The sequence below is a fragment of the Ensifer sesbaniae genome, from assembly GCF_013283665.1.
Classification (GTDB): domain Bacteria; phylum Pseudomonadota; class Alphaproteobacteria; order Rhizobiales; family Rhizobiaceae; genus Ensifer; species Ensifer sesbaniae.
The window spans coordinates 476,167-491,539 of the sequence record NZ_JABEKU010000002.1 but is presented as its reverse complement, the minus strand read 5'-3'; the positions used below and the strand labels follow the sequence as shown (position 1 = coordinate 491,539).

At 62.0% G+C, this 15,373-nt stretch carries 16 protein-coding genes; 5 read left to right on the top strand and 11 right to left on the bottom strand.

Going from position 1 to position 15,373, the window contains the following annotated elements:
• Positions 1-2: 2 nt before the first annotated feature.
• From phnE to BHMPCIPO_RS20050, 7 genes are all read right to left on the bottom strand, one after another.
• Entirely contained in the window at positions 3-965 is a 963-nt protein-coding gene (phnE, locus tag BHMPCIPO_RS20080) for a phosphonate ABC transporter, permease protein PhnE (protein ID WP_173518600.1), read from the bottom strand.
• A gap of 200 nt (positions 966-1,165) precedes the next feature.
• Positions 1,166-2,071 (bottom strand): phosphonate ABC transporter substrate-binding protein, encoded by a 906-nt coding sequence (phnD, locus tag BHMPCIPO_RS20075; protein ID WP_173518599.1) that lies wholly within the window; start codon positions 2,069-2,071, stop codon positions 1,166-1,168.
• Between the two features lie 85 nt (positions 2,072-2,156).
• Positions 2,157-2,999: a phosphonate ABC transporter ATP-binding protein gene (gene phnC / locus BHMPCIPO_RS20070; protein ID WP_173518598.1), complete on the bottom strand. Its 843-nt coding sequence runs from the start codon at positions 2,997-2,999 to the stop codon at positions 2,157-2,159.
• 210 nt (positions 3,000-3,209) lie between these two features.
• Positions 3,210-3,566, bottom strand: a complete 357-nt coding sequence (locus BHMPCIPO_RS20065; RefSeq protein WP_173518597.1) for a low affinity iron permease family protein — start codon at positions 3,564-3,566, stop codon at positions 3,210-3,212.
• 126 nt (positions 3,567-3,692) lie between these two features.
• Positions 3,693-3,887, bottom strand: a complete 195-nt coding sequence (locus tag BHMPCIPO_RS20060; protein WP_173518596.1) for a hypothetical protein — start codon at positions 3,885-3,887, stop codon at positions 3,693-3,695.
• A gap of 144 nt (positions 3,888-4,031) precedes the next feature.
• Positions 4,032-4,391 carry a hypothetical protein gene (locus tag BHMPCIPO_RS20055; RefSeq protein ID WP_173518595.1) on the bottom strand — a complete coding sequence of 120 codons (360 nt, stop codon included), beginning with the start codon at positions 4,389-4,391 and terminating at the stop codon, positions 4,032-4,034.
• 359 nt (positions 4,392-4,750) lie between these two features.
• On the bottom strand, positions 4,751-5,128 hold the full coding sequence (locus BHMPCIPO_RS20050; protein ID WP_173518594.1) for a YciI family protein: 378 nt from the start codon (positions 5,126-5,128) through the stop codon (positions 4,751-4,753).
• Positions 5,129-5,445: 317 nt separating this feature from the next.
• Between BHMPCIPO_RS20050 and BHMPCIPO_RS20045 the strand changes: the two genes are divergently transcribed.
• The 3 genes from BHMPCIPO_RS20045 to BHMPCIPO_RS20035 all read left to right on the top strand — a co-directional run bounded on the left by BHMPCIPO_RS20045 (position 5,446) and on the right by BHMPCIPO_RS20035 (position 8,614).
• Entirely contained in the window at positions 5,446-6,273 is an 828-nt protein-coding gene (locus BHMPCIPO_RS20045; RefSeq protein WP_173518593.1) for a transporter substrate-binding domain-containing protein, read from the top strand.
• Positions 6,274-6,344: 71 nt separating this feature from the next.
• Entirely contained in the window at positions 6,345-7,625 is a 1,281-nt protein-coding gene (locus BHMPCIPO_RS20040) for an NAD(P)/FAD-dependent oxidoreductase (RefSeq protein WP_173518592.1), read from the top strand.
• 17 nt (positions 7,626-7,642) lie between these two features.
• Complete coding sequence (locus BHMPCIPO_RS20035; protein WP_173518591.1) at positions 7,643-8,614, top strand: amino acid ABC transporter permease; 972 nt, start codon at positions 7,643-7,645, stop codon at positions 8,612-8,614.
• A gap of 94 nt (positions 8,615-8,708) precedes the next feature.
• Here the strand turns inward: BHMPCIPO_RS20035 and BHMPCIPO_RS20030 are convergent, their stop codons facing one another.
• Together BHMPCIPO_RS20030 and BHMPCIPO_RS20025 are read right to left on the bottom strand one after the other, a co-directional pair.
• The gene (locus BHMPCIPO_RS20030; protein ID WP_173518590.1) at positions 8,709-9,521 is read right to left on the bottom strand and encodes a PfkB family carbohydrate kinase; all 813 of its coding nucleotides are present in this window, start codon (positions 9,519-9,521) and stop codon (positions 8,709-8,711) included.
• Between the two features lie 186 nt (positions 9,522-9,707).
• Positions 9,708-10,721 carry an SIS domain-containing protein gene (locus tag BHMPCIPO_RS20025; protein WP_173518589.1) on the bottom strand — a complete coding sequence of 338 codons (1,014 nt, stop codon included), beginning with the start codon at positions 10,719-10,721 and terminating at the stop codon, positions 9,708-9,710.
• Between the two features lie 251 nt (positions 10,722-10,972).
• On the opposite strand from BHMPCIPO_RS20025, the gene BHMPCIPO_RS20020 reads away from it, so the two are divergent.
• Positions 10,973-11,704, top strand: coding sequence for a GntR family transcriptional regulator (locus tag BHMPCIPO_RS20020; protein WP_173518588.1), 732 nt, complete (start codon positions 10,973-10,975; stop codon positions 11,702-11,704).
• Positions 11,705-11,764: 60 nt separating this feature from the next.
• On the opposite strand, the gene BHMPCIPO_RS20015 is transcribed toward BHMPCIPO_RS20020, so the two are convergent.
• Both BHMPCIPO_RS20015 and BHMPCIPO_RS20010 read right to left on the bottom strand, forming a co-directional pair.
• The gene (locus BHMPCIPO_RS20015) at positions 11,765-12,892 is read right to left on the bottom strand and encodes an NAD(P)/FAD-dependent oxidoreductase (protein WP_173518587.1); all 1,128 of its coding nucleotides are present in this window, start codon (positions 12,890-12,892) and stop codon (positions 11,765-11,767) included.
• A gap of 95 nt (positions 12,893-12,987) precedes the next feature.
• Positions 12,988-13,941, bottom strand: coding sequence for a LysR family transcriptional regulator (locus tag BHMPCIPO_RS20010; protein ID WP_173518586.1), 954 nt, complete (start codon positions 13,939-13,941; stop codon positions 12,988-12,990).
• A gap of 233 nt (positions 13,942-14,174) precedes the next feature.
• Here BHMPCIPO_RS20010 and BHMPCIPO_RS20005 point away from each other — a divergent pair, with 233 nt between their 5' ends.
• The gene (locus BHMPCIPO_RS20005) at positions 14,175-15,362 is read left to right on the top strand and encodes an acyl-CoA dehydrogenase (protein WP_173518585.1); all 1,188 of its coding nucleotides are present in this window, start codon (positions 14,175-14,177) and stop codon (positions 15,360-15,362) included.
• The last annotated feature ends 11 nt before the right edge of the window (positions 15,363-15,373 follow it).

Below are 15,373 nucleotides of genomic sequence, written 5' to 3'. Positions count from 1 at the left end.
ACCTATTGGGCAAGCTGGAATGCCTGCTCGCCGACGAGGCGGCGGCGAAGCCAAGCGGAAAACTGGTCGACGGCGAAAATGGTCGCGAACAGCAGAATGACGATGGCCAGCGTCTTGGCCTGATGACCCTGGCCGATCGAAAGGCGCAAAAGCTCACCGATGCCGCCGCCACCAACGGCGCCGATGATGGTCGAGGCGCGCACGTTGATTTCGAGCCGCAGCAGGAAATAGCTGGTAAAGTTGGGCAGCACCTGCGGCACCATGCCGAACCAGACGCGCTCGATCCAGTTGCCGCCTGTGGCACGCAGGCTTTCGTCCGGTTTCATGTCGGCGTTTTCGACCACTTCGTAAAAAAGCTTGCCGAGCGCGCCGATCGTGTGGATCGAGACCGCGGCGATCGCGGGAATGGGCCCGAGCGAGAGGATCGCCAGGAAGAAGCCGGCAATCACCACTTCCGGGAAGGCGCGCAGGATTTCCATGAAGCGGCGAACGGCGCCGCGTATCCACGGACTGGGCATCAGGTTGCGCGCGGCAAGGAAGCAGAGCACGAAGCCGAGCGCCGTGCCGATGACTGTCGAGAAGATCGCGATGTTCACGGTCTCCAGCATCTTGTGGAAATATTCGGGGATGTAGAAGCTGTCGGTCAGGTACAGCCGGCCTTCGGGGTAGTTGTACTTGAAGCTGCCGTCGTCATAGGGCGAGGGCAGGTCGAACATGGCGCGGAAGATTTCCAGGCCGTCACGCGGTGCGAGATCGCCGACGAAGTCGAAGAAATGCGGCAGGCGATCGAAGAACTTGCCGGCGTTGGAATCGTTGGCGAACCAGAGCGAACCCGAGAGCGTCAGGAAGAGAAGGGCGAAGCCGAGCCAGGAATAGAGACGGCGGCGGGAACTGAGTTCCTGCCAATGGCGCTCTATGACGGCGCCGTTCTCGCTCAGATGCCGCGGGAGCAGGGAAGTTGCCATGATCATTCCGGCTTACACCGGCCTCTTAGGCATTTCCTGGAAAGTGCGAAGCGGCTTTCCGTCGGGAAATGCGTGATAAGCGATAGACATGCTCTGCAGCGCGCCGCGGAGACATGCAGTCGGGACAGGTGCCGGACACCCCTTCAAACAGTGAAACGCTGGCCGTTTGGGCGGCCAGCGTTCCCGGGAGATGCGGCCTATCAGCCGCCGATTGTCGCCTTGCGGGCGTCGATGATCGGCTTGTAGAAGTCGGAGTTGACTTCGGTGTAGCCGGTGAAATCACCGCCCTGGATGGCCGAGAAGCAAGCGGCGTCGGTCTTCGGCAGGTCCATCATGAACTGCTTGAACTTTGCCTTCATGTCGTCGTTCATCGAGGTGCGGACAACGATCGGGCCGTTCGGGATCAGCGGCGACTTCCAGAGCTCGACGAGGTCGTTCATGTCGAGGATGCCCTTGTCGACCATCTTCTTCAGGTTGCCGGAGGTGTAGCCGTCCTTGAATTCGCCAACGCCCGAGCCGAAGGTCGTGCCGGCATCGAAGGTGCCCTTGACGACTTCGAGAACGAGGTTTTCGTGACCGCCGCCGAAGCCGGTCTCACCGAAGAATTCTTTGACCGGAGCGCCGATCGCTTCCGGCAGGGTGACGAGCGGAACGAGGTAACCCGAGGTGGAGTCCGGATCGGCAAAGCCGAGCTTCTTGCCCTTCAGGTCTTCGAGCTTGGTGATGCCGGAATCCTTGCGGGCAACCATGATCGAGTGGTAGCCGGTCGAACCGTCGGTCTGGACGGTCGTCAGGATCGGCTCGACGGCGTCAGCCTTGGCGAGGTAGACCTTGGCGTAGCCGGAAGCGCCGAGTTCGGCGTAGTCGAGCGTGCCGCCGAGCAGGCCCTGGATGACGCCGTCATAGTCGGCGGCCGGGAACAGCGAGACCTTCTCGACGCCGATGGCGGCCGGCAGCTTGTCGACGAGGCACTGGAAGTTGCGCAGGCGGTCAGCTTCGTTCTCGCCGCCGAGGATGCCGATGCGGAATTCCTTGAGGTCTTCGGCCTGAGCGTGGCCGACGAGGGCGAGGAGCGCGACGGCGCCCAGAAGAGCTTTCTTCAGCATAAGGTTCTCCCGTATGTCCGGCTCGGCCGGATCCTATTCGGTTTCAAAGAGGTGCCCTTGACGCGGGCTTTCGATCCTGGCGGGCTCAGATGCCGGCCAGTGCCAGCGGCTTGAGGCCGGCCGATGCCGTTTCTTCCTGCGGCTCGGCCGCCGGAATGTTGATGCTGGTGGAGGTCATCGATTCCTCGATGCCCGTATCGGCGCCATAGATTTCGGCAACCGCTGCCGCGGTCAGATCCTTGGGTTGGCCGTCGAAGACGACGCGGCCGTGCGCCATGCCGATGATACGTTCGCAATAATTGCGCGCGGTATCGAGCGTATGAAGGTTGGTGATGACCGTGATGCCGTCACGCTCGTTGATGTCGCGAAGCGCATCCATGACGATCTTGGCATTCAGCGGATCGAGCGAGGCGATCGGCTCGTCGGCGAGCAGCACCTTCGGCTGCTGCATGAGGGCGCGAGCGATCGCGACACGCTGCTGCTGGCCGCCGGAGAGCGTGCCTGCGGGCTGGAGCGCAGTCTGCTCGATGCCAAGGCGTTCGAGCGCGCCGATCGCCATGATGCGTTCTTCGCGGGTGAACATGTTGAGGATGCTCAAGACCGTCGAGCGGTGATTGAGGCGGCCGAGCAGGACGTTGGTGAGCACGTCGAGGCGCGGCACCAGGTTGAATTGTTGGAAGATCATCGCGCAGTCGCGCTGCCAGTTGCGAAGTGCTGCACCGCGTAGCGACGAGACTTCGGTACCGTCATAGACGATCGAGCCCGACGACAAATCGGCGAGACGATTGATCATGCGCAGGAGGGTCGACTTGCCGGCGCCCGAGCGGCCGATCACGCCGACCATCTGACCCTGGGGGATGTCGAAGGTAACCGAACTCACGGCTGTCTTCTTGCCGAATTGGCGGGTTACACTCTTCAACTGAAACATTTCTAGCAGGTCCTCTCGCGGGGAGACCGGTCATCGGTATGACACCTGCCATATCGGCGCTTCATGAAAGCGAAATGTCAGTTTGTTGTAAGTTCTGTTACAGTTCACAGCCTGGCGGGAATCCCTCCCGGATCATACAATCGTCGCCACCGCACGAGGGTGCCAAGGCGCGAAGCTGCACAAGTGCCGCTGGTGCATACGCGAAGTCCCTCACACGGGAGCCTGGTGAGTGGCTCCGTCTTGCTCGTCAGCTTCCGCTTCGAGTTGCTCGACCGCTGCCGTGATGTGCTCCGGCTGTTCATGCTCGAGGCCGACCACCCCGTTTCGGGTTTCATGCATTGATACGATGATTTCGTCGAGCTTGGCGTGGATTGCCGCCGTGTCGCGATAGCCTTGGATCAGAACGACGCTGGTGATCACGATCGCTGCGACCGACAGAGCATAGGTGACGACGTCTGTGAGGCCGAAAGGCACCAGGGCGGTGCTGCCAGCCATCGCCAGAATCACGAAATAAAAGCCGGGAGGACGAGATAGAAAATCAGCCATCTGAAAGAGAAAGTGATTCACTCCGTGTTCTCCGTAGGTCGATGCTCTCATTAACGCGCCAGGGAAGCTATCGGACTCAGTCACTGTCTCCGAGGAAGTCAGCTCGAGCGTCGGCCGTTAACAGACGAGTTTCATCTCCTGTCCGTCTCAATCACCCTTGGTCTTACCCGCATCCGACAGTTTGCCGCGGTGCGGGTCCTTCAGGTTCTCACCAACGGCATCCCGGTCCTCCTCGGGATCGTCGGTCGGCGGCAAATAGCCGCGAGGTCGCGTTTCCTTAGGCCCTTCCCAACGTGGTGACTGGTCCGTCGTACCGGGCCTGCCCGTACGTGGTTCTTTCATCGCGGTCTCCCTTTTAACGCCGACCGAACCTTCAAACTTGAGGTTTGTTCCGGATCGCGAGTCTTCGTGCGTTCCGGACGGCCGCTCATGAACCCTCGATGCCGCTCGCACCCTTCAATGCAGGCTCATGAGCCAGGCGACGGTCTAAGTCATGGAGGCGGAACGTGGGTAGCTGGGAGATGGCGCTTGCACCTCACCGACATTTTCGGCCGCGGGGCCGTTCGTCCCCGTCTCATGGATCTCCGCGGCGAGATGATGAAGATATTCGAGCGCTTCATGCGTCGCGATCAAAGAGGTCATACTGTCGTCCCTGCCGGCTCGTGTCAGATCGTTTCCAGCTTTCTCCAAGACATCTTGGATGAACCGCTTGGGATCATCGCTATGGTCGGCAGTCCACCGCAATAATTCGCATAGCAACCTTTCGTTAACGCGCATCGCCGTGACGGCCTGGCTCAACATGAGGTTAATCTTCTGGGCCTTCTCAGCTTTGATCGTGCGGGCCATAGGAGTCTTCCTGTTCTGTTTCTGCGCATGTCTGCCGGCCGGTTCAAAGCCCAACGGCGAGGCAAATCCATTTGTTCCGCGCAAGAAGGCCGAGGCTCAAATGGGCGCTTCGGCTTGGTCCGCATGGAGCTGCCGAAGCGGGCGATGTTGACTGCAAGTGCGGCAAGCCGCCGATGCCACGATGCCGGGCAGGTTGTGGCTGGTGAAGGAAATGCGGCGACTTTCCCCGTGTCGCGCGCTGCCGCGAAGTCTACTCGGCGCTGTAGCACTTTGATTTACTGCATGTCTTTGTCCTTAAATCGAGGTCGATTAGAGGAGACATGCAGTTTTAAGGCCGGAGGCCAGAAAGCCTGGCGGCGCTACGGGCCGGGTTCCAAAGTCGTTCCGGGAATATAGAGCGCAATCGGCCGGATCTCGTAGATCGCCGTCGGATTACTGCGTCGCAACTCGCGCGCTGCCGCGATGGCTGCCTCGATCGTCGGGAAGTCCACGACGTAAAGGCCCAAGAGCTGCTCCTTGGTTTCGGCGAAAGGGCCGTCGGTGACGATGCCTTCGCCCTTGCCCCTCAGCGTCACCGCGCCTTCCACGGGGCCGAGCCGCGCGGCCGGGCCAAAGGATTTCTGTTGAACGAAGCGATCGTGAACCTGGAGCAGGTCGGACATCAAGGCCGCGTCCTCCTCCTTGCTCCACGATTCGACCACACCTGCCGTATGATAAGCCAAGATCGCGTAATACATGGACCGTCCTCCCGGACGTATTCCTGTCAGGTTTCGCCGAAGGCTTCAATCGGCTCGGCGAGGTCGATGGCTTTTGCACGCATGGCCGAAGTCGGAAATGGCGGTGGTCCGGTGCTTGCTGCCGGCATGACCGCACCTCGGTGCTGGAACGCGCTTCGTTGGCTCATTCATCACGCAGACGCATGGTCCCATCACTTCGTTTCATGGAGTGAGCGTGCTTCCGCCCTTGACTCATCTTTATCGATCTTTTCTAACTTATGTTGTCAGACATCTTACATAATTGGGAACCATTGCTGACGTTCAAACAGGAGGATCGCGTGAGGAAACTGGTTCTAAAGCTCGCCGTCGGCGCTGCCGCGCTGGCGCTTGCCACAGCCGCACAGGCAGGCGAGACGCTCGACCGGGTCATGAGCAAGAAGGCCATGGTGGTTGCCACCAACAGCGGGTGGCCGCCGCAGAGCTATCTCGACGACAGCAACCAGCTGGTGGGCTTCGACATCGACGTCTCCCGGGAGATCGGCAAGCGCCTCGGCGTCGAGGTCAGCTTCGAGACGCCGGACTGGGCCACGTTGACCGGCGGCCGCTGGCAGGGGCGTTATGACGTCGGCGTTGGCTCCGTCACCCCCACCAAGGCGCGCGCCCAGGTCATCGATTTTGCCGGCATCTACTACCACAGCCCCTATGTCTACGTGCTGCACAAGGACAGCGAGGCGAAGTCGATCGCCGACCTGAACGGCAAGATCGTGGGCGTTGAAACCGCCACGACGTCGGAAGACTTCATACGCCGGCAGTTGGAAATCGATGCTCCGGGGCTGCCGCCGATCGAATACAAGCTGGAACCGGGCGAAATCCGCACCTTCGCCGACTCCATGCTTCCCTTTGACGACCTGCGCCTCGGCAATGGTGTGCGCCTCGATGCTGTCATCGCGCCGGAACAGACCGCACTGAATGCGATCAAGAACGGGTATCCGCTCAAGGTGCTTGAAGGCGAATACGCGTTCAAGGAGCCGCTCGTTGTGATCGCGGAAAAGACCGATCCGGAGTGGACGAAAAAGATCGGCGACGTCATCGCAGAGATGAAGAAGGACGGTACGCTCGCGAGCTTTACCACCAAATGGTACGGCAAGGACTACAGCGCCGATTGACCTCGACACGTCTGCGAGGCGGCGGCTGTGCCGCCCGCAACCCTTAATCGCTGTCTGCGGGGCGAGACAAAATGTCCTATCCGGATACCTATTACAAAAAGACGATGGTCGATCGTAAGGTCAGACCAGTCCTTTCGGAAACCATCGAATGCGACACGGTCGTCGTCGGCGGCGGGCTTGCCGGTCTGACAACGGCGCTTCAGCTTGCACGCGCCGGACAATCGGCCGTCGTGCTCGAAGCCGAAAGCGTCGGCTTCGGGGCTTCCGGTCGAAATGGCGGCTTTGTCAGCCCCGGATTTGCGACTGGTGGCGAGAATATCGCGCGGATGGCCGGTGCAGAAGGTGCACGCCAGATCCATCGGCTGTCGATCGAAGGCGTCGATTTCGTTCGCGATACGATTGCGGCACTGAAGATCGATAGCGCCCATGCGCAGCCCGGCATCACCAGCGTGCTGCGCTACGACGACGGCGGCAGCTTGAAGGCTCATACCGACGCGATGCGCCAAGACTACGGATACGAACTGGAATATTTCGACACCGAGCGCATCCGCTCCGTATTGAAGTCGAAACGCTATTTTCAGGGTCTGCGCGATCCCCGAGCCTTCCACATGCACCCGCTCAACTACCTGCGCGCCGTTGCGGAGGAGATCGAGCGGCTGGGTGGGCGGATCTATGAGGGCTCGGCGGCAACGGCAAGCATGCTCGACGGTACCGAAAAGACGGTGTCGACGGCCCGTGGTCGCGTCAAGGCACGCCAGGTCGTCTTCACGACCGGCGGCTACACCGGGCCGCTCAACGGCCGGCTGAAGCGCGCCTTCCTGCCGATCGCAACCTACGTGATGCTGAGCGAGGCGGCGCCGGATCTGATCCGCTCGGCCATCGCCACCAGCGACGCGATCGGCGACAACCGCCGCGCCGGCGACTATTACCGGCTGGTGGATGGCGGCAAGCGGCTGCTCTGGGGTGGGCGGATCACCACGCGGGCGGCGTCGCCCGCGGCCCTTGCCGGCGAACTGCGGCGCGAGATGACCGGCACCTATCCGCAGCTCAAGGAACTCAAGACCGAACTCGCCTGGTCGGGGCTGATGTCCTACGCCCGCCACCTGATGCCCCAGATCGGCGAGATGCGGCCGGGAGTCTGGCATTGCACCGCCTTTGGCGGCCACGGGCTCAACACGACGGCGATCGGCGGCAAGCTGGTGGCCGAAGGCATTCTCGGCCAGTCCGACCGCTACAAGCTTTTCCGGCCGTTCGGTCTGGTCTGGGCCGGTGGTTATGCCGGGCTGGCGGTGGCGCAACTCACCTACTGGAAACTGCAGGCACAGGACTGGTGGCGCGAGCGCGCGGCCTGAACGCCGGAGATTTTGAGATGATTGGTCGTCTGATACTGACTTATCCGGATGTCGCGCGACGGTCCGGCATGTTTCTGATGCTGGCGCTCGTCACGCTGGCGATCTACGGGCTCGGCATCAGCCCTGCCTGGATCGGCCATCTGCTGCCGACCTCGGCCGGCTGGCTGGAAGCCAACCCGGCGCTCGGCCGGCTGACGAGTGCCTTGATGGTCGCCCTGATCGCGGCGGCGAACTGGAAGGCCTTGCGGCAATTGCCGCGCGGCGGACAGGTGATCGGCGTCTGGGTCGAACTCTTCGTGCTGTTGATGCTGTTCTTCTATTCGTTCGATCTGTCCTTCGCCTTCATCGCCAAGAAGATCGGCTACCTGGTCTCGCAAGGCGTCGTCACGACGCTCTACATCTCGGTGCTCTCGATCGCGATCGCCACGCTGATTGCGCTCGTCGGCGCCATTGCCAAGCTGTCGAAGAACGGCGTGGTCTATGGGCTGGCCACCTTCTACACCTCGCTGTTCCGCGGCCTGCCGTTGTTGATGCAGATCTACATCATCTATCTCGGCCTGCCGCAGGTCGGCTACGTCATCGGTGCGGTGCCGGCGGGCATCCTGGCGCTGTCGCTGTGCTATGGCGCCTATATGACCGAGATCTTCCGCGCCGGCATCGAGAGCATTCCGCGCGGCCAGACGGAAGGCGCGACCGCGCTTGGCCTCAGCCCGAGCCAGACGATGGCGCTGGTGATCATGCCGCAGGCGATGCGGGTCATCATCCCGCCGACCGGCAACCAGTTCATCGCCATGCTGAAGGACTCCTCGCTCGTTTCCGTCGTCGGAGTCTGGGAGATCATGTATCTCGCCCGCACCCAGGGGCAGACCGAGTTCCGCCACATCGAGATGCTGATCACCGCCTCGATGATCTACTGGATCCTCTCGATCGGCCTCGAATACCTGCAGTCGCGTGTCGAAGCCCGCTTCGGGCGGTTCGATGTGCGTTGAGCACGGCGCTAATTCCTTGCGGTGAAAAGATCGAAGGCGCCCGCCATATACCCGGCCCGGTGTTGAACCGGGCCGGGTAGGGGGGCGAATTGCGTCAAAGCGGGTGCGGTTGCTGCGGAAACCCGCCGACATGGGTGCAGGTGCGCGCAGCAAGGTCGCGCCCGGCCTCCAGCCGTTCGATGAGCGGGCGGCCTTCGAGATGAGCGAGAATGAACCCGGCGATAAAGCTGTCGCCTGCGCCTGTGGTATCGACGACATCCACCGGACGGCTGCCGGTCGATACCAGTTCGGCGCCGTCGCTTGCGAGCGACCCCAGGGCGCCTCGCGTGACGACGGCCAACTCCGCACTGCGAGAGAGGAAATCTCCGGCCAATCGTTCCGCGTCGTTATCGCCGTCGCCGCCTGACCCAAAGGCGATGCTGAGCCCCTCTACGCCAAGGTCGGCAGGGGCGGCATTGACGGAGACGTCTTGCGAGACGCTGACGCCGGCGGCGGCAAGGCTCTTGCGCAGCGCGCCACCGTCGTCGAGCCAGCCGATATGCACGTGATCCATGGTCTTCAGGAGGGCGAGGTCGTCTGCCTCGGGTCGGTAACCGGCGCAGGCGCCGAAATCCTCATAAAGGAAGACGCGGTCGCCCTCCGGCGTGATGCCGATGTCGGTATAGGCGGTGTGGACGTCGCGCTCCTTGAGGCCGTCGAGCCGCACGCCGTTCTGCTTAAGAAGCTGCCGCACTTGCGCGCCGTTGCGATCAAGGCCGACGGCGCCGAAGTAGAATGACTGCTGCCCAAGAAGCGCCCACTGCACCGCGACATTGATCGCGTTGCCGCCGACATAGGTTTCGCCCACCGGCGCCTGGAAACGGTCGATGCAATTGTCGCCGACGGCGGCAAGGCGGAAGGTGGTCATGGCGTCTCCTGGCAGCCGCATGGAAAGGTCGCGAACGCGTTCTCGCATCCGCGACCGCTCTGCATGTCTCCTTAAATCGACCCCGATTTGAGGACGAAGACATGCAGCAAATCAAAGTCCTACAGCGACCTTTGCGCGTCTGCTAAGACGCGCGGCGCTGTAGGCGAACGATTACGTCTCGAATGCTCAGTAGGCAACGCGTTTGTAGTAGCGCCGCGTCGTCAGAGGGTGATTGCGCATCACCTCCAGATGAGCGCTGATGCGCTCGAGCACGGTTGCAAGCACGATCGGTGAGACGAGACCACGCACGTCGGGAGAAAGCCCGGGGAGGGTAAACTCCGCGGTGTCGAGGACGGTCAGCTTGCTTGTGTAGTTCGGCACGAAGTTCTGAACGCGCTCGGCAAGGGGACGCATCGCATCTTCGCCCTTGAACAGGATGACGCTGACGTCCTGTTCAACCAGTTCGAGCGTACCATGGAAGAAGTCGGAAGCATGCACCGGACGGGTACGGATCCATTGCATCTCCTCGAGAATGCACATGCCGTAGTAGAAGGCCTCCGGCCACGCGTTACCGGCGCCGGTGATGATGTGATAGTTCGAACCGGCAAGAACCTTCGCGAATTCCTCCGCCCTGGCTTCGAAGCCGCGCTTCACCTTCTGCAGCGATTGCGGCAGGGTTTCGAGTTCGCTCGCGATCCGCTCGTAACCTTCGAGTTCCCCGCGGTGGCGCATGATCGAAAGTGCGATGAAGAGCGATTGCAGATAGAAGGATTCGCAGGAGGTGTCGTCTTCGGCGAAGTTGACGAAAACGTGGTCGCCGCCTTGGCCGAGCGGTGTGTCCCGATGCCCGACGAGCGTCAAGACGGTCGCGCCAACCGCCTTTGCCTTCTCGAGCATCGCCACGCTTTCTTTCGTCGTTCCGGACAGGGAGGGAATGACGACGATGGACCTGGAATTCAGGTTCGCCGATCCGGAAAGGACGAGTTCTGCCGGCAGGTCGATAAAGGTGGGAAAGCGGGACCGGCGTTGAAGGAGCTGGGCGGCCGGCTGCATCAGGATGGCGGCGCCGCCGGTTCCCGTGAAGAAGATGTTCTCCGCTCCGGCGGCGAGACAGGCCGCGATCGTGGCGTCTAGTTGTTGGCGCAGCGCGACCGCGCCCGACTGGATGCGAAGAAATCTGTGTTCGTCAAAGTTCAGCATGACACGTTTTCCCGGTGGTTGCCTCGGCCGACGGTCTTGGTGTCCGCCGTTCTCTTCACTGTTGTAAGACAACTGACAACAACGCGAGGCGGTGTCAAGGGAGATGTCTCCGGCGATATCTCGCCGGCACCGCTGCACATCGTGATGGGCGCGGAGAAGCGTCGATAACCCGGGCGAACTGGGGCGCACTTGACCTTCCAGGATTTGTCAGACAAGAACGTGCTTGTGATTGTTCAGCGGAGTGAGAGGAATTGGACGAACCCCTTCGTGATACGCGCACACTGGTGATTCAGCTTCGCGACCGCATCGCGGATCTGATTCGCGACGAAGGGCTCAATCCCGGCGACAAATTGCCGACCGAGGCGCAGTTGACACAGCGCTTCAAGATCTCGCGTCCGGCGCTGCGCGAAGCGCTGAAGCTGCTCGAGCAGGACAGCATCATCTATGTCGAGCACGGGCGGGGACGCTTCGTCTCGGCCATGTCCGCCGTCAGGGTCGATCGCCCGATCACCGTCTTTGAAAGCGTCACTGACATGGCCCGGCACTATGGCTACGCCACGGCCAACAAGGTTCTCTCCGTAGCGGAAGAAACACCTGATGCGATCACGGCGGAGCAATTGCGGCTCCAGCCGGGCGAGCGGGTGATCCGCCTCGAACGGCTGCGGCTGCACAAGGACGAGCCGATCCTCTATTGCGTCGACTTCATCCCGCGCAGCATCATCCCGTTGCGCCTCTATGATGTCGATTGGACCGGCTCACTGCTCGATCTTTTGGATCAGCACAGGAGCAGGCCCAGGATGTCGGCTGCGATCGTCTCTGCCGTCATGCTTCCCGATGATGTGGTGGAGCGCAACGATTTGCGCGACTTCGGGCCGGCGCTGCTGATCCGCGAGACCTGTTTCAATGCGGCAGGCTTGCCGGTGGTCTACGCGCTCGACTATCACCGCGGCAGCCATTTTTCCTTCAGCCTGGCGCGCAAGTGATCCGGCCGGCCGTCGCCGGTTGCTGGCGATCGGCTCGTGACCGACGACGAACCGATCCCGTTACTTCTCGAAGCGTGCCGGGCTGAATTTCGATAGGTCGAGGCCGACGGCGTCAAAGCCTTCCGGCGCCGTGGCGCCGATGACGAGGTTCGCGGCAAGGGCGCCAAGCGCGGGCGAGGTCAAGATGCCATAGCCGCCCTGACCGGCGAGCCAGAAGAAATCCGGTCGGTCGAGGGCAAAACCGATGACCGGTAGTTTGTCGGGTGAGAAGCTGCGCATGCCGGCCCAGCTCTTGAAGATGCGGCGAACCGGGACGGTCGTTGCCTCTTCGATATAATGCGCCGCCCAGGCGACATCGATTTCCTCGGGCTGGACGTCGGCCGGCTCGCAAGGGGTGGCGTCGGCCGGCGAGGCGAGCAGTCGCCCACCCTCGGGCTTCATGTAGAAGTCTTCATCGATCTCGTTGATTTCCGGCAAGGTGAGCGCGTCGATCCCTTCGGGAAGATCGACGGTGATCGCCGTGCGGCGATGTGGGACGATGCCGACGGGGGCAACGCCGAACAGGTCGGCAACCGGATCAGCCCAGCCGCCGGCGGCGTTGACGATCGTCTGTGCGCTGACATCACCAGCACTCGTCATCAGCACCCAGCGGTCGCCATCGCGGCGCGGTGCCAGCACGTCCGAGCGCTCGATGATCGCCGCACCATGGCGGCGCGCGCCCCGGACATAGCCTTGCACGAGGTTTTCCACCTCGATGTCCCAGAAATGCGGATCGTAGTAGGCGGCGGCAACATAGTCCGGCCGAAGGATCGGCACGCGCGCGATCACCTCGTCGACGGTCAGCCTCTGGATTTCAGGATTGGCGCGGTGTTCCGCCCGGAGGACCTCCTCGAAGCGGTCAACCTTCTCGGCATTGGCGATCATGACGCCGCCGCGCTGCTTGAGCAACGCCACCTCTGAGAATCCTTCGGGCGGATTGTCGAAAAAGGACTTGGATATGGTCGCGAGCGCACAAACGTCGGGCGCGTTGTAGCGCAGCACGAACTCTGCTGCCGAGCGTCCGGTGCTGTGGTAGCCGAGCCCTTCCTCCCGCTCGATCACCACGACGGAGCGATGTGGCGCCAGGAAATAGGCGAGCGACAGTCCGGCGATGCCGCCGCCAATGATTGCCACATCGTATTCGCGCATGTCCCGCCTCCGTTGGTTGTGGGCGAGACCATAGGCAAGCTGCCATCTGCGTTCAAATTTATAACCGGAAAGGTGGCTATCAATTCTGATGATAGTCAGACGATCTCATCGACGCAGCGGTCGAGTGGCTCCGTGTCGGCGACATGGGCCAGAAACGCGGCTTCAGCCGGATTGAGGATCGCGTTGGGGTTGGAGATGCGGAAGACGTCGGTCGTCGGCAGGTCTGTGTAGGGCGGCAACTGCCAAAGTTGGCCCTCCGCCGCGGCCGGCGCCGCCAGGTGATCGGGCAACATGCCGATGCCGACATTGGAGGCGATCAGCCGCATGACCTCTTCGACGTTGCAGGAAACGGCGCGGACCTGCTGACCGAAGGAGCCGATTGCGCGCACCGCCGTCACCGAGTTCATGTGCTGGCCGCCCAGCACGTCGGCGATGAAGGCGATATAGGGATTGCCCCTGAGGTCGTTGAAGTCGATGCCCTCGACGCCGAACAGCGGATGACTTCGCCCGCAATAGAGGGCATAGCGCTCGCGCACGTGGAAGCGCTTGTTGAGCCAGTCGGGTATGTTGCCGTCGCAAAGGCCCATCGTCGCAACGTTGCGCTCGACCGCGCTCAGTACGTCGACAGTCGTCGCGATGGTGACCGACAGCGTCACTTTCGGGTGCAGCCGGAAGAAGCTTTCGAGCTTGCGGTCCCAGGCAGGATTGTGGGCGTGACTGACGGAATGGATGTTGAGGTGGCCGGTGATTTCCTCGCCGGCGGTTTCCAGAACGTTCGGCAGGCGTATGACGGCGGCGAAGATGTCGCGGCATTGAGCGTGCAGACGGGCGCCGGCGTCCGTCAGGTTGAAGCGCCCGGGACGCCGGTCGATGAGTTTCTGGCCAACCGTTTGCTCCAATCGTTTCAGCGCCATGCTGACGGCCGGCTGCTGCAGAAGCAGCCGGTTTGCCGCTGCGGTAATGCTGCCTTCCTCGACAAGCACGACGAAGGTGCGCAGAAGATTCCAGTCGAGATTGTGGGCGAAGCGTTCGAGGCGGTCGTTGGCCATGGTCGTGGCTTGCTTTTGGTCTCTTGCGTTGACTGGGCCGCTCGGCAGCGAGAATTGGCGGCCCGAAGGACTTCAGCTCTTGTCGTCATATTTTAGCGATTTTGCAACACGGGGGTGTTCCGGGTCGGAGGAGGGGCCATTCCCTGGGCGCATGAGGCGGTGCCTCAATTTCGTTTGAAACGGCCTGCACCCCTTGCGATAACATCAGCCGAATAATCCGATGGGAGAGAAACATGGCCGGCAAGACGCAATTTCAATGGGATGATCCGTTCCTCCTCGAAGATCAGTTGACCGAGGACGAGCGTATGATCCGCGACACCGCGCGGGCCTATGCGCAGGACCGGCTGCAGCCGCGCATCATCGACGCCTACCGCGAAGAATCGACCGACCCGGAGATCTTCCGCGAAATGGGCGAACTCGGCCTGCTCGGCGTCACCGTCTCCGACACCTATGGCGGCGTCGGCGCTTCCTACGTCGCCTACGGCCTCGTTGCACGCGAAGTCGAGCGCGTCGACAGCGGCTACCGCTCGATGATGAGCGTACAATCTTCGCTGGTGATCTATCCGATCTATGCCTACGGCTCCGAAGAGCAGAAGCAAAAGTATCTGCCGAAGTTGATCAGCGGCGAGTGGATCAGCTGTTTCGGCCTGACCGAGCCGGATGCCGGTTCGGATCCGGCCGGTATGAAGACCCGCGCCATCAAGACGGAGAGCGGCTACCGCCTCGTCGGCTCGAAGATGTGGATCTCCAACGCGCCGCTCGCCGATGTCTTCGTCGTCTGGGCGAAGTCGGAAACCCATGGGGGTGCCATCCGCGGCTTCGTGCTCGAAAAGGGCATGAAGGGCCTTTCCGCCCCGAAGATCGCGGGCAAGCTGTCGCTGCGCGCGTCGATCACCGGCGAAATCGTCATGGACAATGTCGAAGTCGGCGAAGAGGCGCTGCTGCCGAATGTGGAAGGCCTCAAGGGTCCGTTCGGCTGCCTCAACCGCGCGCGCTACGGCATTTCCTGGGGCGCGCTCGGCGCCGCTGAGTTCTGCTGGCACGCCGCGCGCCAGTACGGCCTCGACCGCAAGCAGTTCAACCGTCCGCTCGCACAGACGCAGCTCTTCCAGAAGAAACTCGCCGACATGCAGACGGAGATCACACTCGGCCTGCAGGGATCACTCCGCGTCGGTCGGCTGATGGACGAAGGCCGCATGGCCCCGGAGATGATCTCGATCGTCAAGCGCAACAACTGCGGCAAGGCGCTCGATATCGCCCGCATGGCGCGCGACATGCACGGCGGCAACGGCATCTCCGAGGAATACCAGGTCATGCGCCATATGGTGAACCTCGAGACCGTCAACACCTACGAGGGTACGCATGACGTTCATGCGTTGATCCTCGGCCGCGCCCAGACCGGCCTCCAGGCCTTCTTCTGAGCGGCACGATC

Coding starts and splice junctions, on each gene's coding strand:
- phnE (WP_173518600.1), bottom strand. CDS start 965: ATGGCAACTTCCCTGCTCCCGCGGCATCTGAGCGAGAACGGCGCCGTC.
- BHMPCIPO_RS20025 (WP_173518589.1), bottom strand. CDS start 10,721: ATGCTGAACTTTGACGAACACAGATTTCTTCGCATCCAGTCGGGCGCG.
- BHMPCIPO_RS20040 (WP_173518592.1), top strand. CDS start 6,345: ATGTCCTATCCGGATACCTATTACAAAAAGACGATGGTCGATCGTAAG.
- BHMPCIPO_RS20060 (WP_173518596.1), bottom strand. CDS start 3,887: ATGAAAGAACCACGTACGGGCAGGCCCGGTACGACGGACCAGTCACCA.
- BHMPCIPO_RS20035 (WP_173518591.1), top strand. CDS start 7,643: ATGATTGGTCGTCTGATACTGACTTATCCGGATGTCGCGCGACGGTCC.
- BHMPCIPO_RS20015 (WP_173518587.1), bottom strand. CDS start 12,892: ATGCGCGAATACGATGTGGCAATCATTGGCGGCGGCATCGCCGGACTG.
- phnD (WP_173518599.1), bottom strand. CDS start 2,071: ATGCTGAAGAAAGCTCTTCTGGGCGCCGTCGCGCTCCTCGCCCTCGTC.
- BHMPCIPO_RS20030 (WP_173518590.1), bottom strand. CDS start 9,521: ATGACCACCTTCCGCCTTGCCGCCGTCGGCGACAATTGCATCGACCGT.
- BHMPCIPO_RS20050 (WP_173518594.1), bottom strand. CDS start 5,128: ATGTATTACGCGATCTTGGCTTATCATACGGCAGGTGTGGTCGAATCG.
- phnC (WP_173518598.1), bottom strand. CDS start 2,999: ATGTTTCAGTTGAAGAGTGTAACCCGCCAATTCGGCAAGAAGACAGCC.
- BHMPCIPO_RS20005 (WP_173518585.1), top strand. CDS start 14,175: ATGGCCGGCAAGACGCAATTTCAATGGGATGATCCGTTCCTCCTCGAA.
- BHMPCIPO_RS20055 (WP_173518595.1), bottom strand. CDS start 4,391: ATGGCCCGCACGATCAAAGCTGAGAAGGCCCAGAAGATTAACCTCATG.
- BHMPCIPO_RS20010 (WP_173518586.1), bottom strand. CDS start 13,941: ATGGCCAACGACCGCCTCGAACGCTTCGCCCACAATCTCGACTGGAAT.